General features: G+C 50.1%; 16 protein-coding genes. 5 read left to right on the top strand and 11 right to left on the bottom strand.

The features are described 5' to 3' along the window. A complete protein-coding gene (locus IPF95_06000) occupies nt 1-345 on the top strand; it encodes a hypothetical protein (protein ID MBK6474247.1) in 345 nt (114 codons plus the stop codon). A 23-nt stretch (nt 346-368) separates the two neighbouring features. Here IPF95_06000 and IPF95_05995 read toward each other — a convergent pair whose 3' ends face one another. Continuing rightward, nucleotides 369-893, bottom strand: coding sequence for an acyl-CoA thioesterase (locus IPF95_05995; protein MBK6474246.1), 525 nt, complete (start codon nt 891-893; stop codon nt 369-371). A 108-nt stretch (nt 894-1001) separates the two neighbouring features. Here IPF95_05995 and IPF95_05990 point away from each other — a divergent pair, with 108 nt between their 5' ends. Further along, the gene (locus IPF95_05990) at nt 1002-1445 is read left to right on the top strand and encodes a peroxiredoxin (GenBank protein ID MBK6474245.1); all 444 of its coding nucleotides are present in this window, start codon (nt 1002-1004) and stop codon (nt 1443-1445) included. Between the two features lie 5 nt (nt 1446-1450). On the opposite strand, the gene IPF95_05985 is transcribed toward IPF95_05990, so the two are convergent. Genes IPF95_05985 through IPF95_05965 form a run of 5 tightly spaced genes read right to left on the bottom strand, consistent with a single transcriptional unit; the run spans nt 1451 to nt 6768 of the window. Beyond that, nucleotides 1451-2101: a hypothetical protein gene (locus IPF95_05985; GenBank protein MBK6474244.1), complete on the bottom strand. Its 651-nt coding sequence runs from the start codon at nt 2099-2101 to the stop codon at nt 1451-1453. 2 nt (nt 2102-2103) lie between these two features. Continuing rightward, nucleotides 2104-2490: a hypothetical protein gene (locus IPF95_05980; protein ID MBK6474243.1), complete on the bottom strand. Its 387-nt coding sequence runs from the start codon at nt 2488-2490 to the stop codon at nt 2104-2106. Between the two features lie 38 nt (nt 2491-2528). After that, nucleotides 2529-3605, bottom strand: coding sequence for an SPOR domain-containing protein (locus IPF95_05975; protein MBK6474242.1), 1077 nt, complete (start codon nt 3603-3605; stop codon nt 2529-2531). 2 nt (nt 3606-3607) lie between these two features. Then, nucleotides 3608-4369 carry a 3-deoxy-manno-octulosonate cytidylyltransferase gene (gene kdsB, locus IPF95_05970; GenBank protein ID MBK6474241.1) on the bottom strand — a complete coding sequence of 254 codons (762 nt, stop codon included), beginning with the start codon at nt 4367-4369 and terminating at the stop codon, nt 3608-3610. A 5-nt stretch (nt 4370-4374) separates the two neighbouring features. Continuing rightward, nucleotides 4375-6768: a TonB-dependent receptor gene (locus IPF95_05965; GenBank protein ID MBK6474240.1), complete on the bottom strand. Its 2394-nt coding sequence runs from the start codon at nt 6766-6768 to the stop codon at nt 4375-4377. A 143-nt stretch (nt 6769-6911) separates the two neighbouring features. On the opposite strand from IPF95_05965, the gene dprA reads away from it, so the two are divergent. From dprA to IPF95_05950, 3 genes are all read left to right on the top strand, one after another. Further along, complete coding sequence (gene dprA / locus IPF95_05960) at nt 6912-7979, top strand: DNA-protecting protein DprA (GenBank protein ID MBK6474239.1); 1068 nt, start codon at nt 6912-6914, stop codon at nt 7977-7979. A 232-nt stretch (nt 7980-8211) separates the two neighbouring features. After that, on the top strand, nt 8212-9585 hold the full coding sequence (gdhA, locus tag IPF95_05955) for an NADP-specific glutamate dehydrogenase (protein MBK6474238.1): 1374 nt from the start codon (nt 8212-8214) through the stop codon (nt 9583-9585). Between the two features lie 187 nt (nt 9586-9772). Next, on the top strand, nt 9773-10774 hold the full coding sequence (locus tag IPF95_05950; GenBank protein MBK6474237.1) for a T9SS type A sorting domain-containing protein: 1002 nt from the start codon (nt 9773-9775) through the stop codon (nt 10772-10774). Between the two features lie 79 nt (nt 10775-10853). Here the strand turns inward: IPF95_05950 and IPF95_05945 are convergent, their stop codons facing one another. From IPF95_05945 to recJ, 5 genes are all read right to left on the bottom strand, one after another. Further along, a complete protein-coding gene (locus IPF95_05945) occupies nt 10854-11873 on the bottom strand; it encodes an Omp28-related outer membrane protein (GenBank protein MBK6474236.1) in 1020 nt (339 codons plus the stop codon). 209 nt (nt 11874-12082) lie between these two features. Then, nucleotides 12083-12493: a BrxA/BrxB family bacilliredoxin gene (locus tag IPF95_05940; GenBank protein MBK6474235.1), complete on the bottom strand. Its 411-nt coding sequence runs from the start codon at nt 12491-12493 to the stop codon at nt 12083-12085. Nucleotides 12494-12658: 165 nt separating this feature from the next. Beyond that, nucleotides 12659-13108 (bottom strand): nucleoside deaminase, encoded by a 450-nt coding sequence (locus tag IPF95_05935; protein MBK6474234.1) that lies wholly within the window; start codon nt 13106-13108, stop codon nt 12659-12661. Next, nucleotides 13105-14718, bottom strand: a complete 1614-nt coding sequence (locus IPF95_05930; GenBank protein ID MBK6474233.1) for a T9SS type A sorting domain-containing protein — start codon at nt 14716-14718, stop codon at nt 13105-13107. The genes IPF95_05935 and IPF95_05930 overlap by 4 nt, the downstream gene beginning before the upstream one ends. 3 nt (nt 14719-14721) lie before the next feature. Continuing rightward, a complete protein-coding gene (gene recJ / locus IPF95_05925) occupies nt 14722-16491 on the bottom strand; it encodes a single-stranded-DNA-specific exonuclease RecJ (GenBank protein MBK6474232.1) in 1770 nt (589 codons plus the stop codon). Nucleotides 16492-16617: the final 126 nt, after the last annotated feature.

Raw genomic sequence — 16617 nt, 5'->3', positions numbered from 1 at the left:
ATGAGCTGGGATATCTACATTCAGGACCTACCATTGGTGCCATCGATCAAGGAAGTTCCCAATAGCCATGTTCCCAAGCCGATCGGCAAGCGAACGGACCTCATGGCAAAGATCTATCAAGCTCTACCAAAAGCCGAGGGCGAAGGAAGTGACTGGATCTTCTTGCGTGATGAAGGCGTGGACATGAGCATCCAGTTCCACATGGAGAACCGCGATGAAGTCCGGTATCTATTGGTACACGTTTTCGGTGGTGATCAAAGTTCAACTTACGTTTCAACGATCCTCAGGAAATTGGAACTGCGTGCTTTGGATACCGAGACCGGTGAATTCTTCTGTGAGAGCTAGTGGGACGCGGATCGCGATCGCGACTATTGGATCGCGAATAATTTCTTCAATTCCGTTGCTTCCTCGGGTTTCATTTTTCCGCTTAGGATCAAACGCAATTGCCGACGACGCAACGCTCCATCAAACTTGATCTGTTCCTCCTCGTTACTGGGCACCACCTCAGGCACCCGTGTGGATCGGCCATCCCGATCCACAGCAACGAAGGTGTAGATCGCGCTATTGGCTTTGATGCGTTCACCGCTCATTTGATCTTCGATCCATACGTCTGCCCATACCTCCATACTGGTAGCAAAAGTGCGGCTCACGTGGCTCTTAATGGTAACGAAGTCGCCTAGTTTAATGGGTTTATCGAAGCTGACATTGTTCACCGCAGCAGTCACTGCCAAGCCCTTGCAATGCCTGTGTGCACTTATTGCGCAACTCATATCCAACCACTTCAAGAGTTGCCCACCGAAGAGGTTGCCGAGTGTATTGGTATCGTTCGGCAGGATCAGGTGAGTTGTTTCGGTATAACTATCGGTAGTGGATCTGGAAGTGTTCGGGCTCATAAAGGAGGGGCTTCGGAATGTGATATGGGAGGCAAATGTAGACCGCCAAGTTTGCGCTTCGATCAATGCGCAATAGAACAGCGTTCTTTGCACACAACCCAGCGAGAAATGTTGAAGATCGGCAGCAATGCCCCCGAAATTGATCTTTTGGACCAACACGGTGATCGCTTTCGCCTGAGCGAACTGCGTGGAAAGAAGAATGCTGTGATCTTTTTCTACCCAGCGGATGACACAACAATATGCACTGTGGAGGCCTGTGCCTTCCGTGATTCGTATGAAACGTTCGTGAATGCGGATACCGAGGTTATCGGAATAAGTGCTCAGGATGCTGCATCACATCAGCGATTCGCCAATAAATTCTCGTTACCCTTCCGGTTATTGGTCGATGATAAAGGCACAGCACGCAAAGCCTATCATGTAGGTAGGCTATTCGGGTTACTGGACCATCGACTTACTTACGTGATCGATGAACAAGGGTTGATCATAGCGATCACCAAAAGCACATTGTATGGGGAGAAGCATGTGGCTGATGCATTGGCAGCCATACCGTGAACGAGTTACTTCGGAAGTGTGTAGAACAGCACTTGTCCGTCATCAGTACCGGTAATGAACCACTCCTCCCAGAAGAGCAATGGCGCACGGTGGTGTTGGTCCTTATTCTCCGGGAACTCAATGGTCTGTACCACTTTATTCTCGGCATCCACGAACTCGATCACACCGCTCTTTCCTGTACGTACGGTATAGTCACCGAACGTTGATTCGCTTTGCTGATAGAAGCGATCGAAATTGGAGTTCTTTCCTATCAATCCCATTCTGGTTGCGTCCTGATAGGTCGGTATCCAAAGGTTATCCCGCAGCACCATCTCCCGCTTACCGGTCTTCACGTTCCACACGGCTCGTTTGCCGGAGTGTCCGATCAATACCACTTTCTCGCCATTATCATTGAAGCCCACATGGTACACCGCAGTACCATCATCTTCATTGAAGGGGTATGTTCCCACCATCTTTCCACTTTCGATATCGTAAAGCTCTGCGCCGTCGTTAAGACCAACAAGAATACGGTCACCTTTTGGCGCAATGGCCAAAGCAACAACTTCTGCTTTACTTGTCTTGATCGTTCTTGCAGCAGGCACAACAACAATTTGCGCCGTTGAAAGAACAGGAAATGCTAATACAGCCGTGATAAAGCTCCAACGAAATATACTCATGCTCAGATCAAATTACGTTGCATGGCCAACCAATCCATTGCCTTGTTCTTGTCATTGAACATTTGGATGGGCCTATGCGGTTTATGGTGTCGAACGAAAACATTCGCAGCCAACTGATGACCGAAATCACGGACCAGGATAGCGTCCGCGGCAATGTATTTACAGGAATCCTCGGTTGATGCATACGCACGAGCTTCATTGCTCATGGTAGTTCCGGCCCCAACGGAGACCATGAGCAACACCTTACGTCCACCCCGTTCTTTCTCGATCGCATCGAACATCTCTTGTACCTGTTCGGCAGAGATGGTCCGTTCTCCTTTGAAGTGCGTGTGTGCAACGTCGTTCTCCAAAAAATAAATGGTACAGAATTCTAAATTCAATTCATGCATTACTGCCGTTCTCGTGGGTACTAAGTTATGGAGTAGGATCAACGGATCAGTAACCAAGCTGAACGTGAAGGATCCGTTCGCAACGCATCAAGCGCCTTAACTGCTTCTGCCCTTGTGGCATAGCTACCGAACGCGACGGGGTGAAGTCCTTTATGTTCTTCAAGTCGTAATGCTGCGTACCCCGAATTGCGTAGTTGTTCCAGCAATTTATCTGCATTCTCCGGTTGCGCGAAACAACCACCGATCAAGTGGAACCGTTTGTTCATCAGTGGCACTTCGACCTTGGGCGCCGGGATGTCCGCTACGGACTTTTCCACCGCGATCTTCGGTGTCGGAGCGATCTCCTTTTCCGGTGGCGAAGGCATACCCAGATCAACAGTGACCATGGTCTCGTCATCCGTTGTGATCGGGATCTTCTGTACGCCTAATTGATCGTTAGGTAAGGTGAAGACCGGCAGCTCTGCAATGTCTGGTACCGCGATCGTTACAGCGGAGTATGTGATGGCTGGTTTTCCTAGTGGTGCGAAATTGGCCCATTCCGCACGTTGCCCTTGACCGGATGTAAAGTACCATACGGCTGAAGCGCTTAGAAGCAATGCCACAGAAGCCGCAGCAGCCCAGAAAATGGACGTGGGCCGTTCAACTGGTTCTGCCACGGAAACCACAGGGTCCAAGGTTCGAACAACAGGAGCCTTTTGCTCGAGGAGGATCGCTGGAACAGGACGCAGCCCGTATGCATCTTTCAAGAAGTTGACGCGCTTGTCCGGATCGAACTGGAGGTTCCGATCGCTATCTCTGTAGAATATCCCGATATGGGGCACTTCCACCCTGCCATGCTGGTCCATTTCACTGCGCCAGTTGGCAACTTCCGTAGCGATCTTAGCCGTAGCACGATCGAATGAGATCCCTTCGCATTTTGCGATATGATCCGCTAGAACACCATCATTACGAACCAAGTTCCGGTTGAAACTTAGATCCTTGCCAGGTGGGTGCACCAGTTTACGGCCTTCATCCAATCTGGCGCTTTTGTACTGTGTAAGGAAACCGCCCCATTGCGGTACAATAACACAGTCGTGGCAATAAAGAAGCTGATGCAATTCCCGCGCGATACCCATTCTTAGCGGTGCGAATTTAACCCAGAGATCCGTTTTCGTGCTAATTCAAGATCCGCAGGTGTATCCACGCAGAATGAAGGGTGTTCAGTAAGGCCGATACGAACCTTGTGTCCATTCTCCACCCAGCGTAATTGTTCCAGACCTTCAGCCACTTCCAACGGCGATGGCTTCAAGCTGACCAATTGCTCCAACACTTCCGATCGATACCCGTACAGACCAACATGTTTTAAGAAACGGAAATGTTCATGCCTTTGTCCGTCACTGACATCACGTAGGAAAGGGATCGCGGCACGACTGAAATAAAGTGCATCCATTTTAGTATTGACCGTGATCAATACTTCTCCGGGATCATCAAGATCATGATCATCCGTTACTACTTGCGCCAAGGTAGCTATTCCGCCGGGCGCGGCAACGAGTGTTTGGCAAAGTTGGTCGATCTGCAAGGGTTCAATGAATGGCTCATCACCTTGCACATTCACGACTGCATCAAATCGATGTGCACCACTGATCTGCAATGCTTCGAAACAGCGGTCCGTACCACTCGGGTGATCCGGAGAGGTCATGACCGCCTTACCGCCGAATGCAGCTACGTGATGCATGATCCGTTCATCATCCGTTGCCACTACAGCCTCAAGAATACCTGTTGCCTTGCTGGCCTGTTCCCATACCCGTTGCACCATGCTCTTGCCACCGATATCCACCAGCGGCTTACCGGGCAACCGACTACTTGCATAGCGCGCCGGGATCACCGCCAGAACGCGCATGCTTTTCATAACTCGAAGGTCATCTGTACCTGGAATGTACGCGGCGCTTCGATCGCCAAAGGGCGCAAAGCATAAACCTCATTCGTGAGGTTGTTCACGATAACGGAAAGCCGCACTTCTTCCGTAAGGTCCAACCCTGCACGTACATCCACCAATGTAGTTCCTGTTGTATGGGTCTTCATCCAGGAACTTACCCCGGTCTTCAGGCTTAGTGCTGAAGAGGTCGACTCATCCAGATCAACGAAGACCTTATCGATGTTGCGCACATGACTGTTGTAGCGAACACTGAAACCACAGAATACCTTGTGATAGGTCAGTTGGATGTCCGATCGGAACATATCACGCACTCGGAACTTCAGGATATTGCCCTCGGTATTGGAACTCGTTGTGTTATACGAATAGGGAAGTGCACCAAGACCTGCGGAACGTGAATAGACCTCATCCGGTGTAGTGGAAATGGGCGTGGTATGGGTGTAACCCGCAAGCACTCCGATCTCCACTCCACCGATCTTTCCCTTGCCACCTAGCTCGAATTCATATCCGGTAACCTTGGCACCACCTGTATTCACACTTTTGAAACCGAAACCAGGGTTGGAGAAGGAAACGAACGGAGTCCATTGTCCAAAGGTGAATTCCACATAATCGGTGAATGTTTGTTGGAAATAGACGGCATCCACATATCCCATGAAATTTCCGATCTTGAAGCCTTGTTTCACGCCTCCTTCCACGTTCCAACTTTCCTCCGGTCGCAGCTCCGCATTGGGGTATATCACCAACTGGCCCACACTGGTATTGATGAACCGCTCACCGATCGTAGGGAAGCGGAACCCTTCGCCGTAGCTGGCGCGAAGGAAAGTAGCTTTGTGTATTTGGTACGTAGCCCCTGCTCGCACTACCGGTCTGGCAGCAACTTCATCATTCACGGTGAATTGCTCATACCTGACGCCAGCGGAAATAGCGAGTTTGTTCCAGAGCTTCTTATCCAGCTGAATGAATCCGGCAAGGTTCTCAGCGGTGTTCAATCCGGAGCTGGTTTCCGTTAGCCTGTATAACTCCGCATCACTCTTTACCGAGCGTAGGACCAATCCACCGGTAATAACGGTCTCGCCGAATAGTTGTAATTTCTGTTGGATCTGGTATTCAGCATGGAGAACATCGTTCCTATTGCTTTGGCCACCACTGTTCTCGAAGATCTGGCGGTGCCAGCGAGTTCGGATGGAATGCCGCGTACCGGCATTCGAGAAATAATTCAGGAACGGGTCGATATAGAACTGCGTGCCTTGCGTAACGGTAATGGTGTTCGGTTCGGGTCGGTATTGTCCTTCTTCCACATCATCCCAGATGAAAACGCTTGTATTCCGGCTTTCCATAGCGTTGGTATTAATACCATAATTGAGGCCTTTCACCTTTTTATTACGCCACCGCAACCCGGTATTGAATCGGATGCGCTTGTCATACCCACCGGGCCCGATGCGAAGCGGATCAACGGCAAGGGAATCCGGTGAGATCGGCTCGGGGCCTACGAAACCATCATCCGAAAGTGCATTCCCGCCAACTACGAGATCCAGATTACCGATCATGCGAGAGTGGAAAAAATTGACCCCGGAAATGGTAGGGTTGTTATCTCCCCACCACTTCGCTTGGGCGCTGCCAGGCGTATCATACATACCTGTGAACGCCACAACACGGGTTTTAGGTTCCTGCCTTGGGAACGCGGTCCGTACGTTGATCACCCCACTAAGCGCGGCACTACCGTAGAGCACCGAAGATGCGCCCTTGATCACCTCTACTTGCTCCAAGTTCTCCAGCGGCAGGAACGTCCAATTAGGCCGTCCGATATCCCCGCTCAGAATAGGAATGTCATCCACCAACACTTGTACGCGGGATCCCGCTCCGTAGCTGAACCCGCTGCCTGCACGTATTTGCGGATCTTCATCCACCACCACCACGCCGGGCACTTGGTCCAATGCGTCGCTCATGGAGGTAATGTTCTTGTTCTGCACGATATCAGGTCTTAGGACGCTTAAGGATTGTGTTACCTCTCCTACCCGTTGTTCGAACCTACCAGCACTAACAACAACTTGATCGAGCTGGGCAGTTGAAACGACCAGCTTGATGTCCAACCTTCGATCTTCTCCTGCTGTTAGGATCACCTTCTCGGAACGCGGGGCATACCCGATCATGCTAATATGCAATTCATATTCACCAGGAGGGAGCGTAAACATGTAGGAGCCATCCACATCGGTGACCATCCCCTTGTTCGATGCGTACTGTACGCTTGTGCCGATCAATGTTTCGCTGCTGGCCGCGTCGGTTATAGTACCGCGCAAAGTGGCATCCTGTGCTTGCGTTTGGAGAAACCCAAAGCCAGCTAGCAGTAAGTAGACAAACCTTTTCATTTGTGCTGTTCAATAAGGATCGCGTTGCGGTTACATTTGCCCGAACACCCCCTGAATTAGAGTTGGTTGTGTTCGTGGTGCGGGTAAATGTAGAAAAAGAGCGCGTGGAAGATCAAAAATGGATACACCGCATCGCACTCTCGATGCTAAAAGGCATTGGTCCAGTGAATGCCCGGAACTTGGTTGCCTACTGTGGCGGGGTGGATACGATCTTCACAGACAGGAAATTGAAGAATACCTTAGAAAAGATCCCGGGTATTGGTCCGAAGTTGATCGGGAGCATAACGGACAAGAAGATCATTCCACTGGCTGAAAAGCAGTTGGTGTATGTGCAGAAGCATAAGCTGCGCATGCTGTTCTATTTGGACCGGGATACGTATCCGAAACGCATGCATGAGTGCGTGGATTCACCTGTGCTCATGTACGCGAAAGGCAATTCCGAATTGGACGGTCAGCACATGGTCGCGGTCGTGGGAACGCGCACACCAACTGAACAAGGGAAACGCTTGTGTGTTGAACTTGTGGAAGGCTTGAAAGAATGCAACGCCACCATAGTAAGTGGATTAGCGTATGGAATCGACATAGTCGCCCACCGCACTGCGTTGAAGAATGGCATGGCGACCATAGGCTGCGTAGCCCATGGTCTTGATCGATTGTATCCAGCAGAGCACGCCGCAACAGCAAAGGACATGTTGGAGAATGGTGCATTGATAACGGAATTACCAAGCGATAGCCCCTTCGCACCAGGAAATTTTCCAGCTCGGAACCGGATCATAGCCGGACTAACGGATTGCACCATTGTAGTGGAAAGTGCTCCAAAGGGAGGATCGTTGATCACCGCTGATATTGCAAGCAGTTATGATCGTGATGTATTTGCTTTTCCCGGGCGACCAAGCGATCCGCGCAGTGAGGGTTGCAACAAACTGATCCAACAGAACAAAGCCGCGTTGATCACAAGCCCTATGGATGTGATCACCTTGATGGAGTGGTTGCCCAAGCATAAGAAACCAGTACAACCATCATTATTCGTGGACCTGATGCCCGATGAGCAGATCCTTGTTGACATACTCAAGACCCAAGGCAAAGTGGATATCGACACGCTGTGCATCCAAAGCAGGATGGCACAAGGCAAGGCCGCAGGTCTTTTATTGAATTTGGAGTTCAGTGGGGTTGTGCGTGTGTTGCCGGGAAAGGTATATGCATTGAATTGAGGATGAACGAACCAATGGCGGCTCGCTTCCCGAACGAAGAGTGGTAGCGTTTCGAACCAGGACGATCCATTTTGGGGCCCAGGATCACCTGTCGACCACTCAAGGTCCGTAGATAATGGGGCACTCTTCAAATGAAACCATATCCTTGAACTTGCGTTAAAAACCTTCCCGAAACCGCTTGTCAACACCAATGACAGTTCTACCTTCGCGGCCTATTTCAACCCCAAAACGTATGGCAACCGCCAAAACTGCACCCAATAACCAAAAACTGGTTGACGCTTTCATGAGCGAAGTGAAGGTCCGTAATGGAAACGAACCCGAATTTCTTCAAGCTGTACACGAGGTTGCCGAAATGGTGATCCCGTTCATTGAAGCCAATCCGAAGTACAAAGGCAAAATGCTTTTGGAGCGCATGGTAGAGCCGGAGCGCACCATTATATTCCGCGTGCCATGGGTGGATGACAAAGGTGTTACCCAAATGAACCGCGCATTCCGTGTGGAATACAACAGCGCGATCGGGCCGTACAAAGGCGGTCTGCGTTTCCACCCGAGCGTGAATTTGAGCATCTTGAAGTTCCTCGGTTTCGAACAGACCTTCAAGAATAGCCTTACCACTTTGCCAATGGGCGGTGGAAAAGGTGGAAGTGATTTCGACCCGAAAGGAAAGAGCGATACGGAGGTAATGCGTTTCTGCCAGAGCATGATGACGGAATTATTCCGCCACATCGGCCCTGACACCGACGTACCTGCTGGTGATATCGGTGTTGGTGGTCGCGAGATCGGATACTTATTCGGGCAGTACAAGCGCTTGGCCAATGAATTCACCGGCGTCCTTACCGGCAAGGGCACCAGTTGGGGTGGATCATTGATCCGTCCGGAAGCGACGGGTTATGGCTGTGTCTATTTCGCACAGGAAATGATGGCCCGCAACAAGACCAGCTTCAAAGGCAAGGTGGTAGCAGTAAGCGGAAGTGGAAACGTTGCACAATACGCCATTGAAAAGGCGACCCAGTTCGGTGCGAAAGTGGTTTCCGCCAGTGATAGCAGTGGCGCGATCTATGACCCAGCTGGTATTTCCAAAGAGAAACTCGCTTTCTTGATGGACCTTAAGAACGTAACGCGTGGTCGTATCGAAGAATACACCAAGAAATTCAAAGGGTCGAAGTTCGTGAAAGGTGCTAGCGCATGGGATGTAGTTGCTAAGTGCGATGTTGCATTGCCTTGCGCTACCCAGAACGAGTTGGATGCAAACGATGCGAAGAGCTTGATCAAGAAAGGTGTGAAGTATGTGGCAGAAGGAGCCAATATGCCGACCACCCCTGATGCGATCACCATTCTACAGAACGCGAACGTGGTATTTGCTCCGGGTAAAGCCAGCAACGCTGGAGGAGTAGCAACCAGCGGTTTGGAGATGAGCCAGAACAGTTTGCGTATGGCTTGGACCCGCGATGAAGTGGATGCCAAGTTGCATGCGATCATGAAGAACATCCATGCTGCTTGTGTAGCGCACGGTCAGGAAGGCAAGAGCATTAACTACGTAAAAGGTGCGAACATCGCTGGCTTCGTAAAAGTTGCTGACGCGATGTTGGATCAGGGAGTGGTCTGACCTTGCTCGATCTCTTTTTGAGAAGATCAATTAGAATTGAAAAGCCCTGTCATGTTGGTGGGGCTTTTTGTTTCACGGACATTCATCGAAACAAGCACATGCACTGGAATCTGCATTGAATGATCAGTGCCTAACATGATCTTAGGTAACGATCTGCCTAAATTGCACAACATCAAATACAATTAGAATGAGAATTTCATTATTACAATTCGCAACTATCGTCGGTATTTCGGCAACAGCACAAACGCTTACCAGTACGACCAATATTCCTGTGGCAACAATAACCTATAATACTGGAAGCACACTATATGTCGAGCCTACCCCACCCGGACCTGATCAAACTTGGGATTTTTCAACGTTGTCTTCTCCGGGCACTGGAAACCATGGAATTGCTTTAGCCTCAACTACGAATAACGCCTCGTCTTTCCCTACTTCGAATTGGGCTATTCATACGTCTGGGGGAATCTACGAATACTGCGAAGTGAACGCAGCCGGTTGGTTCAAGATAGGGGCATTTACTTCTTCTGATAATTCTCTGGCATTTTACGATGACTCTGAAATGATCCTGTCATTCCCATGTTCCTATAACACAACATGGACGGATGAATGGAGCGGGACCTACGGGGCTTCTTCAGCCAGCCGGACCGGTACGATAACATGTGTTGCGGACGGCTATGGCGAGCTGGTCATGCCTTACGGAACAGTATCCAATGTATTGAGGGTGAAACGGACTGAAGATTATATTGATCAGCATGGCAACACGCCCTATCGCCACATTTACATCAACCATATGTTCTACAAACCCGGAGTCTTGGTTCCGTACGTCACGCTCTCTGATGAAACCATTACGGTCTATAACACGGTCACCTCTCATTATGAACGAACCCTATGGCTCCGCGATGCCCCACTTCAGATGGAAGAAGGACCATTCAACGCGATCGGTATTGACCTCTATCCTAATCCCACAACGAACAGCACAAAGCTGGTGTACTCTGGTGTTGGATACAGCATGCAGCTTGAACTAACGGATCTTATGGGCCGCTTGTTGCGTAACGAACAATTGACCAACACAGCCAACGGCGTGCAAATACATGACTTGGACGTAAGCACACTGCCTGTAGGAATTTACCAGCTCCGTATTTATTCGAAAGATGGCCAACAAGGCACTAAGCGCTTGATCGTTCAATAACCTTCGAACCTTTTAATGAATAGCCCCGCTGGAAATTCCAGCGGGGCTTCTTCGTTATGAATGCAAATTGAATGCGAGGTCACTCTACAATGATCATCCGCGCTTTGCTACCGATGAATCCTGCGGTATAGAGTCCCGCTGCTAGACCCGAGACGTTCATGATCACATTGGTCGCACCAATGCCAACGCGTTCTTGCAAGACCACACGCCCCGTGGCATCACGCAAAAACATGATGTGCCCTGCAGCCGTTGGGCCCACATTGATCACTACTGCGTCAGTTGCCGGAACGGGATAAATAGCACCGATCATTGAATGTCGTTCTTGACCGTCTACCGCCATTGTAATTCCGCCATCGGCATTTACTTGCTTCACTTGATAAACTGCTCCGGTAGTTGGCCCAATAAATGCTACCACGCGCAGATCTGCAATGGTCCAATCCAGGTCCAAGGTCAATGTGTACGTACGTTCCACCAAGGTTCCTAACGTATTAACTGCAACTGGATCACCAGCTACATCGGTGATCATATCACGTAGTACATGGCGATGATCATAATTCTGTTGTGCGCCATTCCCATAATCCTGTTGATACCCGATAATATGATCCTGGGTCAATGCCACATGGATCTCATCATTGTTCGCCGGAGTACTGGTATAATACACTTCGACATCAACGGTCAGCATACCGTTCTCAACGGTAGCGGCAATTCCAATATTGGCCGGCGATGTTTGTGAAAGGATATTGCTGACAGCGTTGCTCCAACTTGAAGCACCGGACAAGGCTTCGCGGTTCACCGTGCCCTGCGGTTGGAAGTTCACGCCGAATACACTCCACAATGCCGTACCATCCGTTGTACGAAAGTCGGGTTGCCCTGAGGAGGGATTCGCAAGGGACCCACCATGTACTTCAACCCCTACCAACTGATCATTGTACTGTGTAAAGAGGTTTGTAGCTACAGCATGTGCCGCAGGACAATTACCACAATTGATCGCTGTGAATTCTTCCAATAACGCAGTACGCTGCTGTGGCATGATACTGACCAGCGTTTGTGAATTGCCGAAAAGGGGCAGTACAAGAAGGAGCGTCAAAAGGTGTTTCATAGTGAAGCGGTCGAATGGTGAAATTATTCAAAGGTGCTCACACAAGTGTCATAGTAGTGATCGTCGCGGCAACTCGATGACCCTTACACTGACGCCTTGATCAAAACGAACAAAGCCTCCCAATAGGAGGCCAGTTCTCAAAGGCTTCATTCCTGTTGTTAGTTGCTTATCAGCTCAGCTGCCGAATGACCAACAACTAACGATCAGGTCTAACAGAACTCGTCGTAAGCCATCGCTAAATTCTCGGCGATCATCTCGGCACTGCGACCTTCTATGTGATGGCGCTCCAGAAAATGCACAAGCTTACCATCCTTGAACAATCCCATTGAAGGGCTACTTGGCGGATAAGGCAGGAAATGCTTACGTGCTTGGTTCGTGGCATCAGTGTCCACACCAGCAAAAACCGTAACCAGATTATCTGGACGTTTTTCACCATTCAAGGATTGCTTAACACCTGGGCGAGCAGCACCTGCGGCACAACCGCAAACGCTATTCACCACGCACAACACCGTGCCGGGTTGTGACAATGCTTTATCAACTTGCTCAGGAGTATGTAGATCTACAAAACCGACAGCTGTCAGTTCGGATTTCATTGGGGCAACTAATTCTGCTGGGTACATTGGGTCTTGTTTTTTGTTATTCGTTATCCGTTGTGCAATATGGTTGTCGTAGAACGGCCGCCTCCCTTACCTGATCAATTCACTTCTGATCAACAATACAGGCACTCAAGGCGTGGTACAAAGGTAAGTATTGAGGAAAACCGTGATCCGTGTTCGGGCCATCGGTCATAAGGCCCGTTTCCGTTTGAAGAAGGCCTTCAACAGATCGGCACATTCCGCCTCCAATACGCCACCTACAACAACGGTCTTTGAATGCAACGTGCGTTGACCGAACCTTCGATACCCCGCTTTTTCATCGAACGCACCGAAAACGATGCGCCCCATTTGTGCCCATTGCAAAGCACCAGCGCACATTACGCATGGTTCCAACGTTACGAAGAGCGTACAGTCCTTCAGGTATTTACCGCCGAGGTTCTGTGCTGCTGAAGTGATCGCTTGCATTTCGGCATGTGCGGTAACATCGTTCAACCGTTCGGTGAGGTTGTGTGCGCGTGCAATGATCTGGTCCTTGCAAACGATAACAACACCGACCGGAACTTCGTCAGCCTGAAAAGCCAATTCTGCTTCGCGCAATGCATGCCGCATGAAATGTTCATCCGAGGTATGATCGATCATTCCAGAAGCACTTTCACACGTTGCGGTGCTGAGCCCTGCTTTGAAACAAGCTCGATGAAATAGACGCCGCGTGCGATATCAGCAACATTGAACCGGACCACATCACTGGACGCAGATTCCTGCATGATCGCCCGCCCGCTGATATCGAGTAACCGAACAACTCCTTTACGACCATAGGTTGCAACGGACAAGAAATCGCTTGCAGGGATCGGCCACGCCCCCAGCGCTGGAACCAGCTGAAGCTCTTCCACACCCACTTGGAAAGCCGGGTCGCAATCCTGGTAATGCTCCGCATGTAGCGCATCATCCACAACGATATTCTCATCACTTGGGATACCGAATGCATAGGCGAAATAGAAGAGCATCATCTCGTTGGTAGTGGCTTCGCCAAGCCATACCCAATCCGGCGGTGAATTCGGGTTACTCAGGTTGTCTGCCGTGTTATCGTAATCTGCTTCACCATACAACACGGTTCCAGCGGGCAAATAGATCGGATGTCGGAATTGATACATTCCCTGCCATCTGAAATCCCATTTGGGTATGTCGATCAGCGGAATGGTATCACCACCGGGTGGAATGGCATACGCTTTCATCCTCTTTCCAAGCAAGTGACTGTGAGGGCCGATCGCAGTAATGGTCGCGGCAATGGGAGCTGTATATTGTGCATGAAAGGTTCGCACCTCATTCGGCGCAATGACCAGTGGGCCATCCGTGATCGTAACCACATGATCAAGCACGGGGTCTATCGCAAGTTCTCGCATGAACGGAGCCGTGCCGAACTGGATGTTCACGCGTGTACTGTCCAACTCAACCGTACTCAATGCAGGATAGTGCACTTGTATGACGAGGTCCGCTCCGGCAAATAGTTTAATTCCCATACCACTTGGTGTTTCCAAGGCATCGGATCCAGGGACCCAGATACCAATAAGCTTTGCGCTGTTCACACCGATCCCGCCAAAATTGGTGTAGCCGGGTTCAATATCCTCATCATCCAACACCTGGGCTTGGCCCGATGTATCCTGGAAAACAAGAACGTGATGAACGATAGGGCGGTTACCTGGTACTACTTCCAACTTTGTAATGAACTGATCGGTCGGGTTATCGATATCCAACACAAAGCATCTATAGAGATCACTGCTGCTCGGAGGTACCACGTAATCTTCCATGATCGCGGTAAGATCCGGCTGCGGAATTTGCGATGCGTTGGCGTAAATAGGTACCGGTGGCGCCAACAGAGGGTCACCTTCCGGCGCTCCACCATCAACCCATGAACCAATGATATCGATCTCCTCTTGCGTAAGCACGCGCTCATGTGCTAAGGACCGATAATTGGGGTCAGGTGGCCACGGTGGCATGTAGCCAAGTTCCGTTGCCGCCTTTACGTCATTCCGTGAATAGTACGCATCAGTGAAGGTCGTTAAACTGAAATGCGCCGCTCCACCTTCATGATGACAAGTTGTGCAATGCGAGTAAACGATGCACGCTACATCCTCGCTCCAAGTAGGTGTCTGCGCACGTGCAGTAAAAAACTGGAGGCATGCAGATATGCCCGTAAAAAAGAGAGTTGCTTTCTTCATTTCATTCTCTATCCGGTCATTCAAAGGTCGCACGTTCTAGGCCGGACCCGCAACTCCAATTGCAGACTCCTTCTGACCTTCGCCTACCAACAAATTAAGTATACCTGGTTTGATATCCTTTACGTTCAACTGCATTTTCACTTGACCATTCCATTCATTTTCTTCCAACGTACACAACACGCTGAACGGTTTTCCGGTCTTGATCATTTCGAAATGGTGTCCTAATTTGAACCCGATCGCATCGAAGCTAAGCTTTGGATCCTGCGGGTGTGCTAATTCCATTTTCACGTGATCCTCACCAACGATCCTGGCGCGACCGCGATCCACCAGCCCTCTGATCAGGAACATGGGACGCATATTCCCTGGACCATATGGTGCCATGTAGTGCAATAGACCAACCAAGGGTTTATCCAGGTCCTTTAGTCGTAGTTCGAGGTCAGCTACTTCTTCCGGAATTCGCAATTCAGGATCCATTGTATTGCGCACCACGTCTTCGAATTTTTTCTTGAAGGCATCCACATTCTCAAGTGGCATACTGAGACCAGCGGCATACATATGTCCACCGAATTGCTCCAATAGATCGCTGCAGGCATTGATCGCTTCGTACACATCGAACCCCTTCACGCTTCGCGCACTACCCACAGCCATACCGTTGCTTTCGGTAAGCACAACGGTGGGTTTGTAATGTTTCTCGATCAACCGCGATGCCACGATCCCGATCACACCCTTATGCCACGTATCCTGAAAAACCACTGTACTCCAACCATCTTGCGTTACAAGGTCATCGATGTGTTCCAAGGCCTCACGTGTAATGTCCTTGTCCAGCACTTGGCGTTGTGTATTGTTCACATCCACACGGTTGCCGATCTCCGCAGCTTGCTGAGCTTGTTTGGCCAACAACAATTCCACTGCTTGGCTACCATGTTCGATGCGCCCTGCGGCATTGATCCGTGGTCCGATCGAAAAAACGAGGTCGGTAATTCCCTGCGTCCTTTTTGCGTTGCTCATATCCAGCATTGCCTTAATACCTGGCCTTGGCATGGAATTCAATCTCAGCAATCCGAAGTGTGCAAGTACCCTGTTCTCGCCATTCACGGGAACAATATCACACGCCGTGCTTACCGCAACTAGATCCAACAATGGTTCCAGGTCACTGAATGGCATGTTGTTGTTCTGAGCCAAGGCTTGCATCAACTTGAAACCAACACCACAGCCGCTCAATTCTTTGAATGGATAATTGCAATCATTCCGTTTCGGGTCAAGCACAGCCACCGCGGCGGGTAACTTATCCCCTGGTCTGTGGTGGTCACAAATAATGAAGTCCACCCCTTTGGAGTTGGCATACTCCACTTTGTCAATGGATTTGATACCGCAGTCCAACGCAATGATCAACGCAACTCCTTCGGATTTGGCATGATCGATCCCTTGCGTAGAGATCCCATACCCTTCTGCATAGCGATCCGGAATGTAGAAGCAGATATTGCTCGTGAATTTCTGTAGAAAGGAATAGACCAACGCCACGGCCGTAGTACCGTCCACATCATAATCGCCATAGACCATTATGCGTTGTTTCTCGGCCAACGCCTCCTCGATCCGTTCAACCGCTTTCCTCATATCGGCCATGAGGAACGGATCATGCAACTGATCCAAGGACGGCCTGAAGAAGACGGATGCCTGCTCATGATCCTTAATTCCACGCTGCACCAGAATGCGCGCTCCACGTTCCGGGCAACGATCATGCACCAATGCTTGGACCAGGTCGTTATCAACCTCTGGCACCAATCTCCACCGCTTTAGTTTTCCCATCCGATCAAATTCCGATTTTGGCACACCTAAGAACAGTATTCCACCCGAGCATTCATGACGTTGAGAACAACCCGTAAAAACCGACGAACATCTACCGATCAAGCTCCGAAGATACTTGAACCGTTC

This window comes from Flavobacteriales bacterium (assembly GCA_016704485.1).
GTDB lineage: Bacteria > Bacteroidota > Bacteroidia > Flavobacteriales_F > PHOS-HE28 > PHOS-HE28.
This window is presented reverse-complemented; position numbering and strand designations above follow the sequence as displayed.